Annotated in this window: 26 protein-coding genes and 1 pseudogene; 21 read left to right on the top strand and 6 right to left on the bottom strand. The window is 56.6% G+C overall.

What is annotated here, in order from left to right:
* Positions 1-29: 29 nt before the first annotated feature.
* The 18 genes from ABD735_RS10480 to ABD735_RS10395 all read left to right on the top strand — a co-directional run bounded on the left by ABD735_RS10480 (position 30) and on the right by ABD735_RS10395 (position 16,287).
* Entirely contained in the window at positions 30-827 is a 798-nt protein-coding gene (locus ABD735_RS10480) for a ParA family protein (protein WP_344806069.1), read from the top strand.
* A 47-nt stretch (positions 828-874) separates the two neighbouring features.
* The gene (locus ABD735_RS10475; RefSeq protein ID WP_344806067.1) at positions 875-1,783 is read left to right on the top strand and encodes a ParB/RepB/Spo0J family partition protein; all 909 of its coding nucleotides are present in this window, start codon (positions 875-877) and stop codon (positions 1,781-1,783) included.
* A gap of 117 nt (positions 1,784-1,900) precedes the next feature.
* A complete protein-coding gene (locus tag ABD735_RS20180) occupies positions 1,901-2,278 on the top strand; it encodes an ATP synthase subunit I (protein WP_425548603.1) in 378 nt (125 codons plus the stop codon).
* Positions 2,279-2,332: 54 nt separating this feature from the next.
* Positions 2,333-3,172, top strand: coding sequence for a F0F1 ATP synthase subunit A (gene atpB / locus ABD735_RS10465; protein ID WP_344806063.1), 840 nt, complete (start codon positions 2,333-2,335; stop codon positions 3,170-3,172).
* 74 nt (positions 3,173-3,246) lie between these two features.
* Complete coding sequence (atpE, locus tag ABD735_RS10460) at positions 3,247-3,504, top strand: F0F1 ATP synthase subunit C (RefSeq protein ID WP_344806061.1); 258 nt, start codon at positions 3,247-3,249, stop codon at positions 3,502-3,504.
* A gap of 45 nt (positions 3,505-3,549) precedes the next feature.
* Positions 3,550-4,023, top strand: coding sequence for a F0F1 ATP synthase subunit B (locus ABD735_RS10455; protein WP_344806059.1), 474 nt, complete (start codon positions 3,550-3,552; stop codon positions 4,021-4,023).
* Between the two features lie 11 nt (positions 4,024-4,034).
* The gene (locus ABD735_RS10450; protein ID WP_344806057.1) at positions 4,035-4,574 is read left to right on the top strand and encodes a F0F1 ATP synthase subunit delta; all 540 of its coding nucleotides are present in this window, start codon (positions 4,035-4,037) and stop codon (positions 4,572-4,574) included.
* A 29-nt stretch (positions 4,575-4,603) separates the two neighbouring features.
* A complete protein-coding gene (gene atpA, locus ABD735_RS10445) occupies positions 4,604-6,148 on the top strand; it encodes a F0F1 ATP synthase subunit alpha (protein ID WP_344806055.1) in 1,545 nt (514 codons plus the stop codon).
* Positions 6,149-6,233: 85 nt separating this feature from the next.
* The gene (atpG, locus tag ABD735_RS10440) at positions 6,234-7,097 is read left to right on the top strand and encodes a F0F1 ATP synthase subunit gamma (RefSeq protein ID WP_344806053.1); all 864 of its coding nucleotides are present in this window, start codon (positions 6,234-6,236) and stop codon (positions 7,095-7,097) included.
* 33 nt (positions 7,098-7,130) lie between these two features.
* Entirely contained in the window at positions 7,131-8,513 is a 1,383-nt protein-coding gene (gene atpD, locus ABD735_RS10435) for a F0F1 ATP synthase subunit beta (RefSeq protein ID WP_344806051.1), read from the top strand.
* 91 nt (positions 8,514-8,604) lie between these two features.
* Positions 8,605-9,030, top strand: coding sequence for a F0F1 ATP synthase subunit epsilon (locus ABD735_RS10430; RefSeq protein WP_344806049.1), 426 nt, complete (start codon positions 8,605-8,607; stop codon positions 9,028-9,030).
* A 131-nt stretch (positions 9,031-9,161) separates the two neighbouring features.
* Positions 9,162-10,556, top strand: coding sequence for a bifunctional UDP-N-acetylglucosamine diphosphorylase/glucosamine-1-phosphate N-acetyltransferase GlmU (glmU, locus tag ABD735_RS10425; RefSeq protein WP_344806047.1), 1,395 nt, complete (start codon positions 9,162-9,164; stop codon positions 10,554-10,556).
* A gap of 105 nt (positions 10,557-10,661) precedes the next feature.
* Positions 10,662-12,491: a glutamine--fructose-6-phosphate transaminase (isomerizing) gene (glmS, locus tag ABD735_RS10420; protein ID WP_344806045.1), complete on the top strand. Its 1,830-nt coding sequence runs from the start codon at positions 10,662-10,664 to the stop codon at positions 12,489-12,491.
* Positions 12,492-12,894: 403 nt separating this feature from the next.
* On the top strand, positions 12,895-13,269 hold the full coding sequence (locus ABD735_RS10415; protein WP_344806044.1) for a hypothetical protein: 375 nt from the start codon (positions 12,895-12,897) through the stop codon (positions 13,267-13,269).
* Between the two features lie 281 nt (positions 13,270-13,550).
* Positions 13,551-14,435, top strand: a complete 885-nt coding sequence (locus tag ABD735_RS10410) for a MotA/TolQ/ExbB proton channel family protein (RefSeq protein ID WP_344806042.1) — start codon at positions 13,551-13,553, stop codon at positions 14,433-14,435.
* The gene (locus ABD735_RS10405; RefSeq protein WP_344806040.1) at positions 14,419-14,877 is read left to right on the top strand and encodes an ExbD/TolR family protein; all 459 of its coding nucleotides are present in this window, start codon (positions 14,419-14,421) and stop codon (positions 14,875-14,877) included. Before ABD735_RS10410 ends, ABD735_RS10405 begins: the two co-directional genes overlap by 17 nt.
* Positions 14,864-15,265, top strand: a complete 402-nt coding sequence (locus ABD735_RS10400) for an ExbD/TolR family protein (RefSeq protein ID WP_344806038.1) — start codon at positions 14,864-14,866, stop codon at positions 15,263-15,265. The genes ABD735_RS10405 and ABD735_RS10400 overlap by 14 nt, the downstream gene beginning before the upstream one ends.
* Positions 15,262-16,287 (top strand): energy transducer TonB, encoded by a 1,026-nt coding sequence (locus ABD735_RS10395; protein ID WP_344806036.1) that lies wholly within the window; start codon positions 15,262-15,264, stop codon positions 16,285-16,287. Before ABD735_RS10400 ends, ABD735_RS10395 begins: the two co-directional genes overlap by 4 nt.
* Here ABD735_RS10395 and ABD735_RS10390 read toward each other — a convergent pair.
* Positions 16,279-16,539, bottom strand: a complete 261-nt coding sequence (locus tag ABD735_RS10390; RefSeq protein WP_344806034.1) for a YkoF family thiamine/hydroxymethylpyrimidine-binding protein — start codon at positions 16,537-16,539, stop codon at positions 16,279-16,281. The genes ABD735_RS10395 and ABD735_RS10390 overlap by 9 nt on opposite strands.
* A gap of 194 nt (positions 16,540-16,733) precedes the next feature.
* On the opposite strand from ABD735_RS10390, the pseudogene chrA reads away from it, so the two are divergent.
* Positions 16,734-17,931, top strand: a pseudogene (chrA, locus tag ABD735_RS10385) (chromate efflux transporter).
* A 99-nt stretch (positions 17,932-18,030) separates the two neighbouring features.
* Here the strand turns inward: chrA and ABD735_RS10380 are convergent.
* Positions 18,031-18,645: a hypothetical protein gene (locus tag ABD735_RS10380; protein WP_344806033.1), complete on the bottom strand. Its 615-nt coding sequence runs from the start codon at positions 18,643-18,645 to the stop codon at positions 18,031-18,033.
* Between ABD735_RS10380 and ABD735_RS10375 the strand changes: the two genes are divergently transcribed.
* Positions 18,585-20,435, top strand: coding sequence for an RICIN domain-containing protein (locus tag ABD735_RS10375; RefSeq protein WP_344806031.1), 1,851 nt, complete (start codon positions 18,585-18,587; stop codon positions 20,433-20,435). The genes ABD735_RS10380 and ABD735_RS10375 overlap by 61 nt on opposite strands.
* 6 nt (positions 20,436-20,441) lie before the next feature.
* Here the strand turns inward: ABD735_RS10375 and ABD735_RS10370 are convergent, their stop codons facing one another.
* The 4 genes from ABD735_RS10370 to ABD735_RS10355 are packed head-to-tail and all read right to left on the bottom strand — an operon-like array spanning position 20,442 to position 21,808.
* On the bottom strand, positions 20,442-20,987 hold the full coding sequence (locus tag ABD735_RS10370) for a ZIP family metal transporter (RefSeq protein ID WP_344806029.1): 546 nt from the start codon (positions 20,985-20,987) through the stop codon (positions 20,442-20,444).
* Positions 20,988-21,167 carry a ZIP family metal transporter gene (locus tag ABD735_RS10365; protein ID WP_344806027.1) on the bottom strand — a complete coding sequence of 60 codons (180 nt, stop codon included), beginning with the start codon at positions 21,165-21,167 and terminating at the stop codon, positions 20,988-20,990.
* 56 nt (positions 21,168-21,223) lie between these two features.
* Positions 21,224-21,382: a hypothetical protein gene (locus ABD735_RS10360; protein WP_344806025.1), complete on the bottom strand. Its 159-nt coding sequence runs from the start codon at positions 21,380-21,382 to the stop codon at positions 21,224-21,226.
* A complete protein-coding gene (locus tag ABD735_RS10355) occupies positions 21,383-21,808 on the bottom strand; it encodes a Cd(II)/Pb(II)-responsive transcriptional regulator (RefSeq protein ID WP_344806023.1) in 426 nt (141 codons plus the stop codon).
* 96 nt (positions 21,809-21,904) lie between these two features.
* On the opposite strand from ABD735_RS10355, the gene ABD735_RS10350 reads away from it, so the two are divergent.
* The gene (locus ABD735_RS10350; protein WP_344806021.1) at positions 21,905-22,552 is read left to right on the top strand and encodes a cation efflux transmembrane domain-containing protein; all 648 of its coding nucleotides are present in this window, start codon (positions 21,905-21,907) and stop codon (positions 22,550-22,552) included.
* Positions 22,553-22,564: the final 12 nt, after the last annotated feature.

Raw genomic sequence — 22,564 nt, 5'->3', positions numbered from 1 at the left:
AAGCAGAAACAACACCGGAGCGAGCCATCGTGAGTACACGAGTTCTGGCGGTTGCCAATCAGAAAGGTGGCGTTGGCAAGACCACCACCTGCGTGAACCTCGCCGCGTCGCTGGCAGCCATGAAGCGCCGTGTGTTGCTGATCGATCTTGACGCACAGGGAAATGCGACCACTGCCAGTGGCATCAACAAGAATGAACTGAGCGCGACCGCCTATGAGGTGCTCACGCAGCGTCAGCCTATAGATGCCGTGGTAAAGCGCTCTTCAGCGGGCTACACCGTCCTGCCAGCCAATGGCGACCTGACCGCAGCTGAAATCGAGCTTATCGGCGAAATAGGCCGCGAGTACAGGCTCAAGAAGGCACTGGCCGAATACAAGAAACAATTCGATTTCGTGCTCATAGACTGCCCGCCTTCCTTGAACATGCTGACACTGAACGGACTGGCCGCTGCCGATGGGCTGATCATACCGATGCAGTGTGAGTTCTTCGCGCTCGAAGGCCTGGCGGCCCTCATTAATACCATCGAGCAGATTCAGGAAACCGTCAATCCAAATCTCAAGGTCGAGGGTGTCCTGCGAACGATGTTCGACCCCAGGAACAGTCTTGCCCGTGATGTGAGCCGACAGCTCATCCAGTATTTCGGCAATAGTGTCTATCGAGCCATCATCCCGCGGAATGTGCGCCTGGCCGAAGCGCCTTCTCATGGCTTGCCGGTACTCAAGTACGATCGTCAGTCGAAAGGCACGATCGCCTACCTGGCGCTGGCTGGCGAAATGATTCGTCGTGCCAAGGATCGCTCCAGAGCGGCCACCGCCGAAGTCGGCTAGACCGTATTGACTGAAAGTTTTCGAAGACCCTGCAGAGAGACAATCCATTGAGCAATAAGAAGAGAGGGCTTGGCGACCGCGGCCTGAATGCGCTGCTTGCTGGAGCAAAATCCAGACAGCCCATGCAGGACACCGAGGAAAACGAAGCTCCTCCTGCCGAACAGGCCAGAGCTTTCGAAGATGAGCAACTGGTACAGCTGCCGATCGAGCACTTGCAACGAGGTCGATATCAGCCTCGCAAGGACATGGATGCTGAAGCGCTTGAGGAGCTTGCCCAGAGTATTCGCCAGCAGGGCGTGATGCAGCCGATTCTGGTGCGACCCGTGAGCGATGGCCGCTTCGAAATCGTCGCGGGTGAGCGGCGCTGGCGAGCGAGCCAGCTGGCAGGGCTGAAGACAGTGCCGGTACTGGTCAGAATAGTGCCTGACGAAGCCGCGATCGCCATGTCCCTGATTGAAAACATCCAGCGCGAAGATCTCAACGCGATGGAAGAAGCCGTTGCGCTGAAACGTCTGCAGGACGAATTCAGTCTGACACAGCTGGAAGTGGCAGAAGCGGTTGGCAAGAGTCGCTCGACGGTGACTAATCTCATGCGTCTGCTGGCGCTGTCTCCTGAAGTCGGCACCCTCCTGGAGCGCGGTGACCTCGAAATGGGCCATGCCAGGGCCTTGTTGTCACTGTCAGCGGACGACCAGTATCGCGCCGCGCGGCAAATCATCGATAAGGCTTATTCAGTCCGCCAGGCGGAAGAATATGTTAGAAAGATGCAGGCCGCACCGAAGGAGAAAGCCGCCGAAGTCGCAGCCGATCCGGACGTAATGAGGCTCGAGCAGAATCTGTCTGAAAAGCTCGGAGCGGCCGTGTCCATACGGCAGAGCGCTAAAGGCAAAGGGCAGTTGACCATCGCCTACCACTCGCTTGATGAACTCGAAGGCATACTCGCCCACATACGGTAAAAATGCAGTAAATTCAGGTCTCAAGTTCTGGCCTTGCGATTGCAGGCACCAGACCCTATAATGCCCCCGCTTTAATCTCCCGGTCACAGCCGGCGAAGATGAGCAAACGCAGGAAAGATGCGGATGAGAAAACCACCGGTCTGGCGCATGCCAGCGATGCAAGGCTTGATGATTTTGGCCTGTGTGGGAATCTCAGGTGCCCTGAGTGGCGCGGTCGCCGCGTTCTCTGCCCTGCTAGGTGGCCTGATTTGCATGATACCGGGCCTGTATTTTTCCCTGGCGATGTTCAGATACCAGGGTGCTCGGTCAGCACGGCTCATTTTACAGACAACGTATAAAGCGGAAACCATCAAGATGGTCATGACTGCTGCGGGATTCGCCGCTGCTTTCATACTCGTCAAACCGCTCAGCGCGGGCCATCTATTTGCCGCTTTTATAGCCGTACAGGCCGTCCACTGGTCCGCTCCATGGATTTTACAGCCGCGGTCACAATGATTACGCAACTTGAAGCCGGCATGTCTCTGGGCTGCCGTACACTGAGGATCGATAATGGCGAGTGAAACGCTGACCCCTACCTCCTATATCATTCACCACCTGCAAAACCTGGTGTATGGTAAGCACCCCGTCAATGGCTGGGGCTTTGCTGAAACAAGCGAACAGGCCGCTGAAATGGGTTTCTGGGCAGTTCATGTCGATTCCCTCGGCTGGTCCATAGGCCTCGGCATTCTGTTTCTTTGGCTGTTCCGAAAAGCTGCAATGAATGCAACCAGTGGTGTTCCTGGTAAATGGCAGAACTTTGTCGAAGTCATGGTGAATTTCGTTGATACCAGTGTTAAGGAAAGCTTTCACGGCAAGAATGAGGTCGTCGGTCCGCTGGCACTGACCATCTTCTGCTGGATCTTCCTCATGAACTTCATGGACCTGATCCCAGTCGATTTCATCCCTGCTCTGTTCGCTGTTGCCGGCGTTGAGTACATGAAAGTGGTACCGACCACCGACGTCAACATCACGTTCGCCCTTGCGCTCGGGGTGTTTGCACTCGTCATCTATTACAGTATCAAGGTCAAAGGTCTCGGCGGATTTATTGGCGAGCTGACGCTGCAGCCTTTTGGCAAGTGGCTGATCCCTTTTAACTTCCTCCTTGAATTCGTTGGTCTCATTTCGAAGCCTATTTCGCTCGCATTGCGACTGTTCGGCAACCTCTATGCCGGCGAGCTGATTTTCATGTTGATAGCTGTCATGTACATGGCTGGTATCTGGGTAGGAGCGCTTGGCGTAGGTCTGCATCTGGTGTGGGCAATCTTCCACATCCTGATCATCACCTTGCAGGCATTCATATTCATGATGCTGACCATTGTGTATCTCAGCATGGCGCATGAAGACCATTGATCATAAGTTAGGCAATACCTGTTTTATCTGTTTTCAAACGTTGTTAATCACTCAGTAAATATCTAGGAGATCTCATGGAACATGTAGTTGGAATGACCGCGATTGCAGTAGCAATTCTGATCGGTTTTAGCGCACTGGGCACAGCCATCGGTTTCGCACTGCTTGGTGGCCGCTTCCTCGAAGGCGCTGCACGTCAGCCAGAAATGGTCCCAATGCTTCAGACCAAAATGTTCATCGTTGCAGGTCTGCTCGATGCCGTACCAATGATCGGTGTTGGTATCGCACTGTTCCTGATGTTCGCAAACCCGTTCCTCGGTCAGGTGGCTGGTTAATACAAACCAAACTAACCCATTGACCAATGCAGGAGCGGTGTTGACGTGAACTTCAACCTAACCTTGATAGGCCAGGCAATTGCTTTCTTCTTCTTTGTGCTGTTTTGCATGAAGTACGTCTGGCCGCCGATTATTCAGGCGCTCAGAGAGCGGGAAAAAGTGATCGCCGACGGTCTGCAGGCAGCTGAACGTGCTTCGAAGGATCTTGAACTGGCTCAGCACAAAGTTGCTGACGAGCTCAAGGACGCCAAAGCCCAGTCGGCAAAAATCATCGAGCAGGCGCACAAGCGTTCCACGCAGATGATCGAAGAAGCCAAAGAACAGGCTCGAGCTGAAGGCGAGCGGCAGATCGCTGCAGCCCGTTCAGAGATCGAACAGGAACTGAACCGTGCCAGGAAAGCACTCCGCGAAGAAGTGGCTACGCTGGCCGTGGCTGGCGCAGAGCGCATTCTGGAGCGATCTGTGGACCAGTCCGCGCATAGCGACATGCTGAGTAAGCTTGCCGCGCAACTGAACTAAGGAGCGCGCTGATGGCACAATCCATGACGCTGGCCAGGCCTTACGCCCGGGCAGCATTTGAGAAGGCAAAGCAGGACGGTAGCATCGACCAGTGGTCGACCGCCCTTCTGTCTCTTGCCTCTTATGTGGAACAGGACCAGGTCCGTGATTTCATCGTTCATCCGGGCCTTTCACAGGACGCGCAGGCGGAAACGCTGTTGCAGTTGTCCGGTGATGATGTTCGTGGCGATGAGATTACCAACTTCCTGAGTATGCTCGCCCAGAACGATCGGCTCGTGGTACTGCCTGAAATTTCGGCATTGTTCGAGCAGCACAAGGCAGAGCAGGAACAGTCTCTCGATGTCAGCGTCACCAGTGCATTCGAACTGTCTGATCAGGAAAAGGAAACACTGGCCAGCGCACTGAAGACCAAGCTGAACAAGAACATTCAGCTGACAACCACTGTCGATAAGGCACTCATCGGCGGGGTGGTCATTCATGCAGGTGACATGACAATCGACGGATCAGTTCGCGGCCGCCTTCAGAAGCTGTCCGAGACAATGGGTTCCTGAACGAATTTGAAATTTTTGAGGATATTGGCATGCAGCAACTGAATCCGTCAGAGATCAGTGAAATTATTAAGAAGAGAATCGAGAAGCTCGATATCTCCGCCGATGCCCGGACCGAAGGAACTATTGTTGGCGTTGCCGACGGTATCGTTCTGATTCACGGTCTGGCCGACGTCATGTACGGTGAGATGATTGAGTTTGAAGGTGGTATCTTCGGTCTGGCACTCAACCTTGAGCGTGATTCGGTTGGTGCAGTCGTACTGGGTGACTACAAGGATCTACAGGAAGGCCAGAAGGTCAAGGTTACCGGTAAAATCCTTGAAGTGCCTATCGGTACAGGCCTGCTGGGTCGCGTTGTTGACGCACTCGGTAACCCTATCGACGGCAAGGGCGAAGTCAGCTTTACCGAAACAGCACCGATCGAGAAGGTAGCGCCTGGCGTTATCGCCCGTCAGTCGGTCGCCGAGCCAATGCAGACCGGTTACAAGTCTATCGACACCATGGTGCCGATCGGTCGAGGCCAGCGAGAGCTGATTATCGGTGACCGTCAGACTGGTAAGTCTGCGATCGCCATCGATGCCATCATCAATCAGAAAAATACCGGTGTAAAATGCGTCTATGTCGCGATCGGACAAAAGCAGTCCACAATCGCCAACATCGTTCGTAAGCTCGAGCAGCACGATGCCATGGGTCACACCATCGTTGTAGCGGCTGGTGCAGCTGATCCGGTATCGATGCAGTTCCTTGCACCATACTCCGGTTGCACAATGGGCGAGTACTTCCGTGACCGTGGCGAAGACGCACTGATCGTTTTTGACGATCTCTCCAAGCAGGCTGTAGCCTATCGTCAGATCTCTCTGCTGCTGCGTCGTCCGCCAGGTCGTGAAGCTTATCCTGGTGACGTGTTCTATCTCCACTCCCGTCTGCTTGAGCGTGCATCGCGCGTGAATGCGGAATACGTTGAGCAGATGACCAACGGTGAAGTCAAGGGTAAGACTGGTTCGCTGACGGCACTGCCGATCATCGAAACCCAGGGCGGTGACGTCTCAGCCTTCGTACCGACAAACGTTATCTCCATTACCGACGGTCAGATCTTCCTCGAGACCAACCTGTTTAATTCCGGTATTCGTCCGGCCATGAACGCTGGTGTATCTGTATCGCGAGTTGGTGGTGCGGCCCAGACCAAGATCGTCAAGAAACTTGGCGGTGGTATTCGTCTGGCGCTTGCTCAGTATCGTGAACTGGCAGCCTTCGCGCAGTTTGCTTCTGACCTTGATGAAGCGACGCGTAAGCAGCTCGAGCATGGTCAGCGCGTTACCGAACTGATGAAGCAGAAGCAGTACAGCCCAATGAGTGTAGCCGAAATCGGTCTGGTGCTCTTCGCTGCAAACGAAGGCTATCTGGAAGATGTCGCCGCACCTAAAGTCGTCGATTTTGAAGCAGCCCTTCTCTCTTATGCTCACAGCGAGCATTCGGAGCTGCTGGCCAAGATCAACGAAAAAGGTGACTACAACGACGACATCGCCGCTGGTCTGAAGAACTGTATTGAACAGTTCAAGGCTACCCAGACCTGGTAAGCACGTCGCTGCCGGCTTTTCGACGGGAAGTATCCCAGTTGAGGAGCCGGCGCACTCAATACGAATGTAGACAGAGCAGCTAGCTATGGCAGTCGGAAAAGACATCAAAACCCAGATTGCGAGCATCAAAAGCACTCAAAAGATCACGAGTGCCATGGAGCTCGTCGCTGCGAGTAAAATGCGCAAGGCGCAGCAGCGGATGGCGCAGGGCAAGCCCTATTCTGAGCGCATCCGTAGTGTGGTAAGTCACATTGCGCACTCGAACCCTGAATATCAGCACATTTACATCAAGGACAGACCAGTCTCGCGGGTCGGTTACATTGTCGTGACGACTGACCGAGGACTCTGTGGTGGCCTGAACGTGAATGCCTTCAGGGAAACCATGCGTTCAATGACGCATTGGAAAAATGAAGGTGCAGACCTCAGATTTTGTGCCATCGGTCAGAAGGGCGTCAGCTTCTTCAAGAGCTACGGTGGAAACGTCGTGGCCGCGGTCACCCATCTTGGCGACACCCCGTCTCTTGGCAAGCTGATTGGCTCGGTGAAGGTCATGCTGGATGCCTATGCCAGTGGCGAGATAGATCGTCTCTATATCGTCTACAACAAATTCATCAACACCATGACCCAGCAACCAACAGTAGACCAGTTGCTGCCGCTGCCACCTTCAGAGGACGAACATCTGAAAGAGCGGACATGGGACTATCTCTACGAGCCGGAGGCCCAGGTCATCCTGGACGGCCTGCTCGATCGTTACATCGAGTCCCAGGTCTATCAGGCTGTTGTCGAAAACAACGCCTGTGAGCAGGCCGCTCGGATGATTGCGATGAAGAGTGCGACGGATAATGCGGGCGACCTCATTGATGATCTGTCTATGGCCTACAACCGGGCCCGTCAGGCGGCAATTACACAGGAAATTTCAGAGATCGTCGGCGGCGCCGCAGCGGTCTAGGCTGAACAGAATCTATTTTGAGAGGAATGAACAATGAGTAGCGGACGCATAGTTCAGATCATTGGTGCCGTCATCGACGTGGAATTTCCACGCGAGAACGTGCCGAAGATCTATGACGCTCTTCTGGTCGACGGAAAAGACACGACACTTGAAGTGCAGCAGCAGTTGGGTGACGGCGTCGTACGGACCATCGCCATGGGCAGTACTGAAGGCCTTCGAAGAGGCCTGACAGCATCGAACACGAATGCACCGATCACCGTGCCAGTTGGCAAGGCGACCCTCGGCCGGATCATGGACGTCCTCGGCCGTCCAATCGACGAACAGGGCCCTATCGGCGCTGATGAGTCCATGCCTATTCACCGTGCTGCCCCTGGCTACGCGGATCAGGCAGCTTCGACCGAACTGCTCGAAACCGGCATCAAGGTTGTCGATCTGGTGTGTCCATTTGCGAAAGGTGGCAAGATCGGTCTGTTCGGTGGTGCTGGTGTTGGTAAGACCGTCAACATGATGGAACTGATCAATAACATCGCGAAGGAGCACTCAGGTCTTTCAGTCTTCGCTGGTGTTGGTGAGCGTACTCGTGAAGGTAACGACTTCTATTATGAAATGAAGGAGTCCAACGTTCTCGACAAGGTGGCCATGGTGTACGGCCAGATGAACGAGCCTCCAGGAAACCGTCTGCGCGTTGCCCTGACCGGCCTGACCATGGCCGAGAAGTTCCGTGACGAAGGCATGGACGTTCTGCTGTTTATCGATAACATCTACCGTTACACACTGGCAGGTACCGAGGTATCGGCACTGTTGGGTCGTATGCCTTCAGCGGTTGGCTATCAGCCAACATTGGCTGAGGAAATGGGTGTACTGCAGGAGCGAATCACATCGACTCGCGCTGGTTCGATCACTTCAGTCCAGGCCGTTTACGTACCTGCGGATGACTTGACGGATCCATCACCAGCCACCACGTTTGCTCACCTTGATGCGACCGTCGTACTGAGCCGTGATATCGCATCCAAAGGTATTTATCCTGCGATCGATCCACTTGACTCCACCAGCCGTCAGCTTGATCCGCTGGTTATCGGTCAGGAGCATTATGATGTGGCTCGTGGCGTTCAGACGGTACTTCAGCGTTACAAGGAACTGAAAGACATCATCGCCATTCTTGGTATGGATGAGCTGTCAGAAGAAGACAAGACGACTGTATCCCGGGCTCGTAAGATCGAGCGCTTCCTGTCTCAGCCCTTCCACGTTGCGGAAGTCTTCACTGGTTCACCAGGCAAATACGTTTCGCTGAAGGAAACCATTGCAGGTTTCAATGGCATCCTCAACGGTGACTATGATGATCTGCCAGAGCAGGCGTTCTACATGGTTGGCGGAATCGAAGAAGCTGTCGAAAAAGCCAGAACCAGCAAGAAGTAAGGCGGCAAGTGGCCGTGATTCAGCGGCACTATATTGCTACTGACGGCATCCCCGTGATGCTGTTGGTAGTGCCAGAGCGAGGAATTATTCAATGGGTATCAGCGTGCATTGCGATATCGTAAGCGCCGAGCGAGCGATCTTCTCCGGACTCGTGGAGATGGTCATTGCTGCCGGTAGCGAAGGCGACCTGGGAATTTACCCTGGACACGCCCCATTATTGACAGCACTGAAGGCAGGCCCGATTCGGGTGATCACTCAGGGTGGCGGTGAAGAAGTCTTCTTCGTGACGGGTGGTTATCTCGAGGTGCAGCCCGACATCGTCACGATTCTGTCAGATACCGCTGAGCGGGCTGGCGACGTGGATGAAGCGGCCGCTATCGAAGCCAAGCGTCAGGCAGAAGAAGCGTTGGCTAACCGTACTGGAGACTTCGAGTACTCCAAGGCAGCGGGTCAGCTTGCCGAAGCCGCGGCAAGACTGCGTACGATTCAGCAATTCCGTCGAAAGACCGGACGCTGATCAGCCGCAGCTAGGTAGTAGTCCAAAGCAGACAAATCAGCTCAACAAGCTATTATAAAAGGGAAGCCGCAGCTTCCCTTTTTCATTTGTGCCGGATGCGCCGGCAACCCAAGTTATCAGGAACTGACAAGATGCCATTGGAAGTCGTCATACTCGCCGCAGGACAAGGCTCCCGTATGAAGTCTGACCAGCCTAAAGTTCTGCATCAAATTGCAGGCAAGCCGCTGGTTCAGCATGTTATCGATGCCGCGCTTCAGGTCGAGCCGGGTCATATTCACATCGTCTATGGTCACCAGGGAGAGCGGGTTCGTCAGACGCTGTCCTCGCTGCCAGAGGCACATCGGCTGACCTATAGCGAGCAGGCTGAACAGCTTGGTACCGGGCATGCTGTCGCCCAGGCCCTACCCAGCCTGAACGAAGCCGCCGATGACACAAGCCAGGTTCTGATTCTTTATGGTGACGTACCGCTCATAGGCGCAGAAACTCTGCGAGCGTTTGTCGCTGCTTCAGAGGGCAAGCTCGGGATATTGACCGTCACCCTGGAAGACTCTCGCGGTTATGGCAGAATTCTGAGAAACGATAGCGACGATATTATCGGTATCGTAGAAGAAAAGGACGCCAGCGACGAACAGAAAGCTATCAAGGAAGTGAACACTGGGATCATGTGCTGCAGTCTAAACCGGCTGAACCAGTGGCTGCCCCGCTTGTCTTCCAACAATGCGCAGGGCGAATATTATCTCACCGATATCGTTGCCCTGGCCGTAGCGGATGGGGTCCCGGTTGGCAGTGGCGAAGCGGCAAGTGCTATGGAAGTCGAGGGCGTGAACAATCGCCTTCAGCTGGCTGCGCTCGAGCGCCAATTTCAGAGAAGAGAAGCCGATCGGCTGATGACAGAAGGCTGCACCTTGGCCGATCCTGCAAGGATCGATGTGCGTGGATCAGTCAGAACCGGCCGCGATTGTTTTGCCGATATCAATGTCGTCTTTGAAGGCGAGGTCGTGCTGGGCGATCGTGTGAGTGTCGGGCCCAATTGCGTGCTTCGCAATTGCACAATTGGCGACGACACAGAGGTCCTGGCGTTCAGCACAATAGATGGCAGCAAGGTAGGATCGCACGCAGTGATTGGCCCCTATGCCAGGCTGCGACCGGGCTGTGAGCTCGCTGACAATACCAAGATCGGCAATTTCGTCGAAGTGAAGAAGTCCGTGATTGGTGAGGGTAGCAAGGTCAACCACCTGTCTTATGTCGGTGATAGTGATATCGGCAAAGGCGTAAACATCGGCGCTGGCACCATCACCTGTAACTATGATGGGGTCAACAAGTTCAAGACGGTACTCGGCGATGGCGTATTTATCGGGTCCAATACTGCGCTGGTTGCTCCTGTCAATGTCGGTGCGAATGCTACAGTTGGCGCGGGGTCGGTGATTACCCATGATGTTGAAGCTGACTCACTGGCTGTCGCACGTGGCAAACAGAAAAAAATTGATGGCTGGAAACGCCCGGTCAGGAATAAGCCGAATACATAAGCTGTCAGAGGTGGCGCCGGACGCGTTTACCGGCACCATTCGCCCCTGTAGTCAGGTAAGCAGCTCCATCACTCTCTTGAATATCAGCTCGAACAGGTACAGTTTATGTGCGGTATAGTTGGCGCGATTGCGCAGCGGGACGTCTCTGCGATTCTTCTCGAAGGTTTGAAACGTCTTGAATACAGGGGCTATGATTCTGCCGGCATGGCGGTCATGAATGCTGAGGGGGCGCTCAGGCGCGAACGTGAGGTGGGTAAGGTCGCCAAGCTCGAGGAGGCCATCACGACCAGTCCGTTACCAGGTCATATCGGCATCGCCCACACACGCTGGGCCACTCACGGCAAGCCATCACAGTTGAATGCCCATCCCCATCAGTCAGGTGAAAGGCTGGCGATCGTCCACAACGGCATCATCGAAAACTACGAAGCCCTCCGTCGCGGCCTGAAGGCCGACGGTTACGAATTTACTTCGGAAACCGATACTGAAGTGGTCGTGCACTCGCTGAACAAGCAGCTGAAGAACGGCCCGACGCTTGAATCGCTCCACACCGTTATCCAGGATTTTCACGGCGCCTATGCGCTGGCTGTGCTCAATGCCGACGACCCTGACCACCTCGTGGTATGCCGCGAGGGCTCGCCACTCGTTATCGGTGTTGGTATCGGTGAAAACTTCATTGCCTCCGACCCACTTGCGTTGCTGCAGGTGACCGATCGCTTCATTTACCTTGAAGAAGGTGACACAGCGGAAGTCGGTATCGAGAGTATCAGGATCTGGGATCGCGAGAACAAGCTGGTCGAGCGTCCGGTCCAGCGCTACGAGTACGGTATTGAAAGCTCAGACAAGGGCAGTTTCCGTCACTACATGCTCAAGGAAATCTATGAGCAGCCCAAGGTCATCAAGGCAACGCTGGAAGGCCGTCTGGGTGCTGACTATGTACTCGATCAGGTGCTGGGCACTGCAGCTGCAGAAGTATTCGAAGGCGTCGGCTCGGTACAGATCGTCGCTTGTGGGACCAGTTTTCATGCTGGTCTCGTGGCCCGCTACTGGATTGAGGATCTCGTCGGTATTCCATGTTCGGTCGAAGTCGCCAGTGAGTATCGCTACAGAAATCATGTAGTCAAGAATGACATGCTGTTCCTGACGATCTCCCAGTCGGGTGAAACAGCTGACACGCTGGCTGCGCTGCGACAGGCGAAGGCTGCTGGTTTCAAGGCCGCGCTTACTGTCTGCAACGTCCCCGGCAGTTCGCTCACTCGTGAGTCGGATCTGTCGGTCATGACGCTGGCGGGCCCTGAAATTGGTGTTGCTTCGACCAAGGCCTTCACGACTCAGCTGACGGCTCTGCTCATGCTGACACTGGCCCTGGGCCGCCGGCATGGGCTATCGCGTGAACGTGAAGCCGAGATCGTTGCAGGTCTACGAGCCCTGCCATCACAGATCCAGGCGGTACTCGACCTCGACGGTTCAATCGAGCGCCTGTCCCAGGCTTTCGCCGAAAAGCACCATGCTCTCTTCCTCGGCCGCGGCACGATGTATCCCGTGGCCATGGAAGGTGCGCTCAAGCTGAAAGAGATTTCCTATATTCATGCTGAAGCCTATCCTGCTGGTGAGCTGAAGCACGGCCCGCTCGCGCTGGTCGACAAGGACATGCCGGTCATTACCGTCGCGCCGAACAACGAATTGCTGGAGAAGCTGAAGTCGAATCTGCAGGAAGTGAAGGCGAGAGGGGGTGAACTCTTTGTGTTTGCCGACCAGGACACGGACTTCACGCCAGAAGAGGGCGTGACGCTGCTACACATCCCGAAGGTTCACGATATTCTCGCGCCTATCGTCTACACGGTACCGTTGCAGCTGCTGTCCTACCATGTAGCTGTGCTGAAAGGTACCGATGTGGATCAGCCGCGAAATCTCGCCAAATCGGTAACGGTCGAGTAGGTACGACACGAAGCATACGGTAATTCAGGCGCTCACATATAAGCGCCTGAATTTCGTTGGGCCGATGTGAAAAACTTTGAACTGCTTTGCAGGAACCAGCACCGTTTGGCCGCTGGCCGATCTTTGAAGAATCCGACCCAGGAAGATGCTATCGATTTGGAAGCTATGCAACGCGTCTGGCCTATTTGGCTAAACAGCCTGCGGGTTCCCCACGTACTTTCACTTCGCCCCCGATCCGCCTAAGTGCTTGCCTTCAGAAGTCCAGGAGGCCTACTTGGACACCCGTCTGACGTGTTTGCGATCAGCCTGCTCCGTTAAATGTCATGATGTAACCTCGTGTGAATGTATGGGTGGACAAGGCTTCGCCAAGCCCGAGGTCTCGCCTGCCTGGAATAGGATGCAAATGATGGTGTCGATTAGACGTAAACTGAAGCAGATGGAAAATCAGCTGATTGCAAGCTTGACTGAAGCCTGCGAAACCGCCGAGTCGGAAATACCAGGTTTTAGCTGGCTGACCCATGACAATGGCAATGAAGAATTCCCGACAGGACTCCGTGTAACCTGGATCTTCGATACCGAGGCTGCCCGTGAGCGGGCGCTAACAAATGGCGATGACGAGCGCATGCGGACCCTGACCAGGGCAGCCCTTGATGGCATTGGTGTCGATGCACGGTTGGTCACGAGCTGCTTACAGTTCGACAGTGAGGAAGCCTGCCGGAAGGCGCAGGATGGAGACTGGGTGGCGCGACTGGCGCAGCTGAGACGGACCCACCATTGATATGGCAAAGCTAGTTCAAAATCCATGTAACTCGGTTTGCAAGCTTAGCGGCTGCGGAGGCACCGGTGCAGAGATCAAGACCCGGGAAAGCCTGAAGAGGCCTGGGAGGCAGGCTGTTGTGAGGGATGCCGCTTTACGCCCCACGAAGCTCAGGAAACATCGCGTTGGGCTGCAGAGCCTGGAGCGCACATTGCCAAAGCAAGTAAGAATGAATATCATTTGCATCATTCAGTCCTCGGACGCCCCTAGTCGCCAGGCTACAAAATTTTTGAGCGAACTATATGAATGATGAAACAGGGAATGATATCAGCACCCAGTCAGCCCCACCGGTGGCTGATGACGCGCTTGCCGATAGCAGCATTTCGGCCATTGAATCCCTGCCAGCTTCGGATCAGATTGCTGCGCAGGGCACCGACTGGATGACTAGTGCATTGGAAATGATCGAGGTCGGCGGACCTGTAGTCGTGGTGCTGCTGGCCATGTCCGTCATTGCGCTGACGGTCGTTCTGGTCAAGCTGGCGCAGTTTCAGCGTGCTCGCATGTGGCAGCGGCAGCCTGCGCGCCAGGCGCTTGCCCTGTGGAATGATGGTCAGGTCGACAAGGCCCTCAGCATTGCCGACGCTAACGCCAATCCAACGGCCCAGGCCCTGGCGCGTGCCATTCGGGGACAGCGCCGGCAGTTGCCGGAAGCCAGCGTTCGTGAGGAAGTGCTGCGCTACGGCGCCGATGCCCTGTTTCATCTGCGGCGCGGGCTACGCCCACTCGAAGTCATTGGCTCGCTGGCACCCTTGCTGGGTCTGCTGGGCACGGTCATGGGTATGATCTCGGCATTTCAGCAACTGGAGGACGCAGGTAACAAGGTGAACCCTGCGATTCTCTCTGGCGGCATCTGGGAAGCGTTGTTGACCACAGCTGTTGGCCTGTGCGTGGCCATTCCCGTGGTGGCGCTGTTGAACTGGCTCGAACGTCGGGTGGATCATCTCGCTCATGAGATGGATAACCTGGTCACCCAGGTGTTTACCGAAGATTTGTCGGCTGCGTCCGAAAAGCACCAGCCCCGAGAGCAAAATCCAGCTGACACGGCGCAGAGGACAGACGCGACTCAACCGAGAGCCCCTAGGCCAGCCAGCGTTTCCCCACAGCACGCCCATGCTGGCACCGTTTAGTGCCCCCGCCAAGCTGGCGGCGAAACAGGCGCGACGCAAGACCGTAATCAGCCTGACACCACTCATCGACGTGGTGTTCATTCTGCTGGTGTTCTTCATGCTCGCATCGAGCTTTCTCGACTGGCGGGTGTTGTCGATGGATACCAGTGCTGCCGGCCCGGCCGCGCCAACCGACCTTGAGGATTTCGTCGTTCGGGTCCAGGGCGATGACGTGCTGGTGGATGGCGCGGCTGTCTCGCTGGACCAGCTGACACTTCAGCTGACGGCACGGCAACCGGCCGATCAGCCGGTCAGCCTGCTGGCGCTGGGCGATACCACCGTGCAACAGGTGGTGCGGGTGCTCGATAGGCTCGATGCGGCTGGTATCCAGCCTCTGAAGGTGGTGGATGACCCATCCTGGTCAGCAAGCGGTAGCGGAGCGCCAGCCGATGCACTTCCCTGATCGCCGCCCCGACCAGACTGAAGAACGAATTCTGCCGCTGATCAACGTGGTGTTCCTGCTGCTGATCTTCTTCATGATCGCCGGCAGCCTTACGGTGACGGAGCCTTTCGAGGTCACACCGCCAGTGTCACAAACCCAGGCGCCCCACGAGCCGGATACGGTGATGATCCTGATGGCGGCCGAGGGCCAGTTTGCCCTGGACAACGTCTCCATCCCGGAAGCTGAGTTGGTGGCCAGAATCTCTGAACTCGTCAAGGCAGCGCCCGATACCAGGATCACCCTCAAGGCTGATGGCGAGCTGCCCGCAAACAGTATGGTCCGCTTTACTCAGGTCCTGTACGAGGCCGGCGTGAAGACATTGCGGCTGCTGGCCGAGGCTGAGGCATGAGAGAGGCCCCACTGTCGCCTGGAAAAGGCGGCTGGATTCTTGCCCTGCTGGTAGCGGCTCTGTTGCATATGGCGGCGGCCGTCTTCGCCTTCTGGGAACCGACAGTACCGCCAAAGGGTCAGGCGGTCGCGTTGGGGAGTGGTGGTGTTGAAATTTCACTTGGCCCAGCTGGTCGGGCTGCCGGGGCGCAGGAACACGAGACGGTGGAAGAGGTCGAGGAAGAGGAAGAGGCGAAAGCTGAGCCTGCCCCGGCNCCAGCTGGTCGGGCTGCCGGGGCGCAGGAACACGAGACGGTGGAAGAGGTCGAGGAAGAGGAAGAGGCGAAAGCTGAGCCTGCCCCGGCGCCAGAACCAGAACCAAAGCCCGAGCCCAAACCGGAGCCGAAACCCGAATCTAAGCCGGAGCCAGAACCAGAACCAAAGCCCGAGCCCAAACCGGAGCCGAAACCCGAACCTAAGCCGGAGCCAAAACCTGAACCAAAACCTGAACCAAAGCCCGAGCCTAAACCGGAGCCGAAACCTGAACCAAATCCTGAACCTAAACCGGAACCAGCGCCAGACCCTGTCCCGCAGCCAGAGGTCGAGGCGGCGGAGACCGAGGGCCAGTCTGAGCCGGTTGCCGAATCACCTGCACCACCCCCGCCAACTATGGCTGGCGCTGCTGGAAAAAGCGGGAGCAAGGATCAGAACAACACTGGCAGTGGTGACAACAGCGCCGGTGGTGGTCTGCCGGGCAAGACGCGCGACTACACCACGACGCTGCTAGCCTGGCTGGAAAAACACAAGGAATACCCGCGTCGGGCTCGTATGCGCCGACAACAGGGCACGGTGCTGCTCTACTTCGTCATGGAGCGCTCCGGCAAGGTGCTGAGCTACCGCATTCAACAGAGTTCTGGATCGGACACCCTGGACGAGGCGGTACTGGACATGATCGAGCGCGCCCAGCCATTACCGGCAATACCGGATTCTATGGGAAAAGACAGGCTGGAGCTGGTGGTGCCGGTTGAGTTCTTCCTACGATGACGACTTCTCAGGTCGTCGGTCGCCTTCAATGAAATTGGCTGTAAATACGGCCTTGCCATAGGTGTCGAAGGACCAGCGCAGGGCGTCCGAGAATACCTGCATCACCTTGTCGAACTCGCCGAAAATCTGGGTGCTCATCTGGTTCGAATAAACTTCCAGCCCAGATTGCTCCAGCCTTTCGATAAGCGCCTTGATACGTGGCTTGTAGTCTTCGGACAGCGGGTAGTAACTGAGTTGGACGGATAAATACATGACAGCGCCTCCATTGGTTGAACAATTAAGCAGTCTTTCGCTCTGCTACGCGCTGGAACGCCTTATGGCCTTTCATGGCAGTCCTGATCCTGTGTCGAGCGGGCGATACAGTTTTTCCGTCATACTTGTCGATCATGCCTTAAAACTGTCATCTTCATGCCACATCATCAGCTGTTTGCGAGTGAAGTCGGTCAATGAGCTGTCCACCATACCCTCCCGGGCGTATCGCTGAGGTCTTCAAGGCCTTCCTACTGCTGGGCCTGAGCGCCTTTGGTGGGCCGATAGCGCACCTCGGCTACTTTCGAAGCGAATTTGTTGAGCGCCGCCGCTGGCTGAGTGAAGAGGCTTACGCCGACCTGGTGGCACTGTGTCAGTTCCTGCCCGGCCCTGCCAGTAGTCAGGTGGGCTTCGCATTGGGTCTCATGCGCGCCGGTCCCTGGGGCGCGGCGGCGGCATGGACGGCATTCACCTTCGGCCATCATCATGGTGCTCTTTGGGCTGGGGGCCACGCTGCTTGATGGTCCGGTTAGCGAGGGCATCATTCACGGCCTCAAGGTGACTGCCGTTGCCATTGTCGCGCATGCCGTGTGGGGCATGGCGCGCAGTCTCTGCCCCGATCGGCAGCGTGCTGGCATTGCTCTGGCTGCGGTCTTCATCGTGATACTGGCCAGTGGCCCCCTGGGACAGGTGGTAGCCATCGTGGTTGGCGGCCTTGGAGGCATGGCGCTCTGCCAAACACATCATGAAGTCATCGTCCATGATCTGCCGATGCCTGTTTCAGCTCGCGTTGGCCATATGGCCAGCTTAGTTTTCTGTGCCCTGCTCATAGGCCTGCCCCTCTTGGTCTGGCTCACGCCCTCGGACATTGTGCTGGTGATGGATGCCTTCTATCGCGCTGGTGCACTGGTGTTCGGCGGCGGACATGTGGTGCTGCCTTTACTTGACGCGGAGGTGGTTGAATCCGGATGGGTGAGTGCCGATGAATTCCTGACAGGCTACGGCGGCGCACAGGCCGTGCCGGGCCCGCTCTTTACCTTTGCGGCCTACCTCGGTGCCGTGATGGCCCCACTCGGTGGTGGGCTGATTGGAGCGGCATTGGCCCTGCTGATGATCTTCCTGCCAGGCATGTTACTCCTCTTGGCCATTCTGCCCCACTGGAACCGCTTCCGTCGCTGGGACAATGTTCAGGCGCTGATGCGTGGCGCCAATGCGGCGGTTGTCGGCATTCTGGGCGCTGCGCTCTATCATCCGGTCTGGACCAGCGCCGTTCTCGGTGCTGACGAATTTGTACTGGCACTGACAGGCTTCCTTCTACTCAGCGTATGGAAGATGCCGGCTTGGATAGTCGTGATCGTTCTGGCCATTGGTGGCGTGCTTATCACCCTGGTCTAGCTCATATCTTCACCAGCCAGAATTGACGCGCACAAAAAAGGCGGCTCCAATAAAGATGCCGCCATCAAGATTTACACTACAGTCAGAAGATAGGTCTACTTACCAGTTTTCAACATCCGCCTGGTCGAAGCCGTACGCGTCCTGCATCACGGCACGGGCTGCTAGCAACGCATCGCGATAGGCTGCGAAATCAGCCGCACCTGGCAAGGCAGGTCGCTCACCCAACAGGTCGTTGACAGTCTTGAACCTGTCGCCATCGTTCAGTGGAGAGCGTGGATTGAACTGCAATCCCAGCGCGAAGCATTTCATGTCCGCCCAGTGCTTGTAGTGGCCCAGATAGCTGTAGCTGCCGTCGTTGGCATCGGCCTCGTCCATATCAGCATTCAGGTCAATGGCATTATCTCCATTGGTGTCGTGATAACCAACCCAGTCCTCGCGGCCAGGCTTACCGCCAATTTCCTCATCGGAGTACGCCCGGTAATCGCGAGCTGCACCGAAGTAGCCGAAACCTTCGTCGTACTGGTGCTCCCGGCCGCTACTACCCCCCCCAAGTCTTCGCAGCCTTTCTTGAACGAGGTCGTCGTTCCCGACGATGTGGCTGCTGGTGATGCAGGCTAGTATCCCGTCACTTCCACAATAAACAGGATGAAGACATGAATCTATCCAGATGGCGCGGTCTGCCGCTCGCCATGCTCTGCCTGATGGCAAGCGCATTGGTACAGGCTGGCCCCTTCAAGTCTCTCGACTATCTCTACAGCATTTCCGGCAAACAGACAGTGGCGGGTCATCACAATCGTGAACCAAATGCGGACCCGGCGCGCTGGACCGACACCATCTATGTGAAAACCGGAAAGTTTCCTGCCATGTGGAGTGGTGACTTCCTCTTCCAGCAAGACAACATCGCCAATCGCTGGACCATGATCAACGAAGCCAAGCGGCAGTGGCAAAATGGCGCCCTCATCAACATCATGTGGCACGCCTGTAACCCCGCAAAATCCCAGCCATGTGGCTGGGACAGCAATGGCCTGCTCAGCCGGATGTCTGATTGGGAGTGGAGCCAGTTGCTCACCAATGGCACTCCAATCAATAGCCGCTGGAAGCAGATGATGGACGACATCAGCGTATATCTGCAGGATCTGGAAAATAACGGCGTAGAAGTCATGTTCCGCCCCCTTCATGAAATGAATCAGGGCATGTTCTGGTGGGGCGGTCGCCCCGGGGCGAACGGTACTCGCAAGCTCTACCAGCTCACGCATGACTATCTCACGCGTAACAAGGGCCTGAGCAACCTGATTTGGGTGTGGGACATGCAGGACTTCGGCACACTGGTCAACGACCTCAATACCTATAACCCCGGTAGTGCGTATTGGGATGTCGCAGCACTGGATATCTATGAAGGTTTTGCGACCTGGAAATACAATGCCATGGTGAACATTTCCGGTGGCAAGCCGATTGCGATTGGCGAGACCGACAAGCTGCCATCGCCGGAGCGCCTGGCTGCTGAGCCCCGATGGACTTTTTTCATGGCTTGGGCTGAACTGCCGTTCCAGGTTCAGAACGACGCCACGATCCAGCGAACCTATTATGCAGGCAACGTTGTGACGCTGGACGAAATGCCGGGCTGGGACGGCCCGGAGAACCCAATGGACCCCAACATTGCGTATCGCCGCCCGGTAACGACCTCTTCCACCGAGACCGGTTACGCCCCGGCCAACGCCACTGATGCCGATGGCAACACGCGTTGGGCCAGCGCTTATACCAATTCGGAATGGATTTACGTCGACCTCGGCGCCACCTATGACCTCACGCGCGTGAAACTTGCCTGGGAGGCGGCCTACGCCAGCACCTATTACGTGCAGGTATCAGACGACGCCAGCACCTGGCGAACCATCTGGGGCACGTCCGGTGGCGATGGTGGCATCGATGAGATCAGTCTCGAGGGTCGTGGCCGCTTTGTGCGTGTTCACGGCACCCAGCGGGCCACAAGCTATGGCTACTCGCTGTATGAATTCGAAGTGTATGGTACTGCAAGCGACACCCGAAGCCTCGGCCTTTATCCTGGCACGACTTATCGCATCAGCGCGCGTCACTCGGGCAAACTGCTGGACGTGGCGGGTGGCACGGGCGCCACGTCAAACGGCTCCAACGTTCAGCAATGGGTCGGCAACGGACAGACCAACCAGCAGTGGATCCTTGTGGATGCCGGGGATGGCTACTCCACGCTGGTCTCGGTCAACAGCGGCAAGGCCCTGGATGTGGCCGACTCGTCAACGACCGATGGCGGTAACACGCAGATCTGGTCGTCCGCAGGTGCTGCGAATCAGCAGTGGCGCATCGAGAATCTTGGGGATGGCTATTATCGTCTGATCAATCGTCACTCCGGCAAGGCGCTGGACGTGGAAGGCGGTGCTGGCATGATCGATGACGGCGCCAATGTTCAGCAATGGACGCCGAATGGGCAGACCAACCAGCACTGGCGCTTCGAGCGGGTTGTCGCGCCGTGAGCTGAGTCAGCTCCCGAGTCCGGCCGACACCAGCGTGAACAATACGAATCCGCCGGTGAAGGCCAGGACGGAGTAGCGGGTATCATCGGCACTGTCGTGGGCTTCGGAGAGCATATCTTCGACGGCTGCGACGGTGAGTATACCCGCCGCAAAGGTCAGCATGCCCATTTGCAGGGTCTGGCTTTGACCACGCAGCAGGTAGAACGATAGGGCCGCCGCGACGGTGACCGGAAGGACGAATGAAGCCGACAGCATCAGCCGCTTCGCTCGCGGAATGCCATTGTCTTTCATGTTCGCGATCGTGGCGTAGCCTTCGGGGCCATCTGCAAGCACCTGACCCAGTGTCAGCACGACCGCCATCGAAAGCGAGATCGTCGAGCCCGTCCCGATCAGCAGACCATCGCTGAACAGGTCGACTGAAACTGCAACATAGATCATCCACATGCCGAGTTTCGACTCACTCTGCTTGCCGCGGCTGGCCTGCAGCTTGCGCACGCCGCCTTCAACAAGTACGTAAGCGATTCCGCCCAGCCCGAACCCCAGGGCGATCACTCATGCCGATATTTGCTGCAAGGCTTCCGGCATGATCTCGATCGCTACCACAGCGATGACGATACCCGACGCGGCGTGCAGCGCGTTATTGAGTCGATTCTTCGGTGTCGAGGTAAATTCGGCCAGCAAGCCACCGGCGAAGTTTCCGAACGCTGGTAGCAGGGCAAGTCCGAGTACCATCCAGATATCCATCATCCCTCCCAATTTTTCAGCAGGTACGACGAAGAGCGGTTTGATTAGTCAAAGTTCGAGTCGTGCGTCTCGACTGGCTGTCGACCCGAGCCATCGGGCACGAGTAGCGTGTTGAAGATGACCCACTTGGCAGTCGCAGAAAACATGACCATCAGCACGATGATCAGGCTGACGCGTAATAGCAGGGCAGGTTTCTTGCGCATCTAGGCTGGATGGCAGGCGCAGGACCTGCCCTTGGACGCAGACTCGAGCTCCTGCACGATGCCGCATTGTTCTCCGCGGCCTGGCTGTCCGCACTGATCACGCAGCGAACACAGCTGTACTTCGAGCGCTTGCAGGCTCTGCAGTCGCGATCGAACGTTTTCAAGATGGGCTTCGATAAGGCGGTCGATGTCGCCGCAGTCTGCAGTCGGTTGCGTCATGAACTGCAGCATTCGCTTCACATCCTGAAGCGGCATGTCCAGGGCGCGACAGTGGCGAATAAAGGCCAGACGCTGGAGATGGTCCTGCTGGTACCGGCGGTAGCCATTCGCTTCACGTTCGGCGCGCTGAAGCAGGCCTTCTCGTTCGTAGAAACGGATGGTTTCCACTTCCACGCCTGACAGTTGACTCAACTGACCGATTCGCATTATTCGTCCTCCCATACCTTGCCAGCTAAAGCCAGGTATTGACTCTGTAGTGGCTACAGGGTTTTTAATAAGACATCAATCGTAACGGGAGGTCTCATGGCTGGCAACTGCTGCAATGTGGAAACAGGCTGCTCGAAGGATACACCTGGCGGACCGCGTTTCCGTCGTGCCTTGTGGGCTGCACTCATTATCAACGCCATCATGTTCGTGGTGGAATTCGCAGCCAGCCTTCAGTCGGGGTCAGTCTCTCTGCTGGCAGACGCCATCGACTTCCTCGGCGACGCAGCCAACTACATCATCTCGCTGACCGTGCTCTCGATGGGCATGCTCTGGCGTGCCAGGGCCGCCTGGCTCAAAGGGCTCACCATGTTCATATTTGGCATAGCCGTATTGGCGCGGGCTGGTTGGGTGGTGGCAAGTGACATCACGCCGGAACCACTAACGATGGGTGTTATCGGCGGGCTCGCATTGGTGGCGAACGTTACAGTGGCCGTCATGCTCTACGCCTTCCGCAGTGGGGACGCCGACATGCGCTCGGTCTGGCTCTGCAGTCGCAACGATGCGATAGGCAACGTCGCGGTCATGGTGGCTGCTGCTGGCGTCTTCGGCACTGGTCAGGCCTGGCCAGATCTTGTGGTGGCGGGGATCATGGGCACACTCGCGCTGACGTCCGGCGCATCAGTCATGCGGCATGCGCGAAGCGATCTCAGATCAGTGGCGCCCGAGCCGGCGGTGAACGGCTGAAGATCTATACCG

The organism is Allohahella marinimesophila, assembly GCF_039538005.1.
In the GTDB taxonomy this organism is placed as follows: domain Bacteria; phylum Pseudomonadota; class Gammaproteobacteria; order Pseudomonadales; family Oleiphilaceae; genus Allohahella; species Allohahella marinimesophila.
Note: the sequence above shows the minus strand (reverse complement) of the source record. Positions and strands in the feature narration are given on the sequence as shown.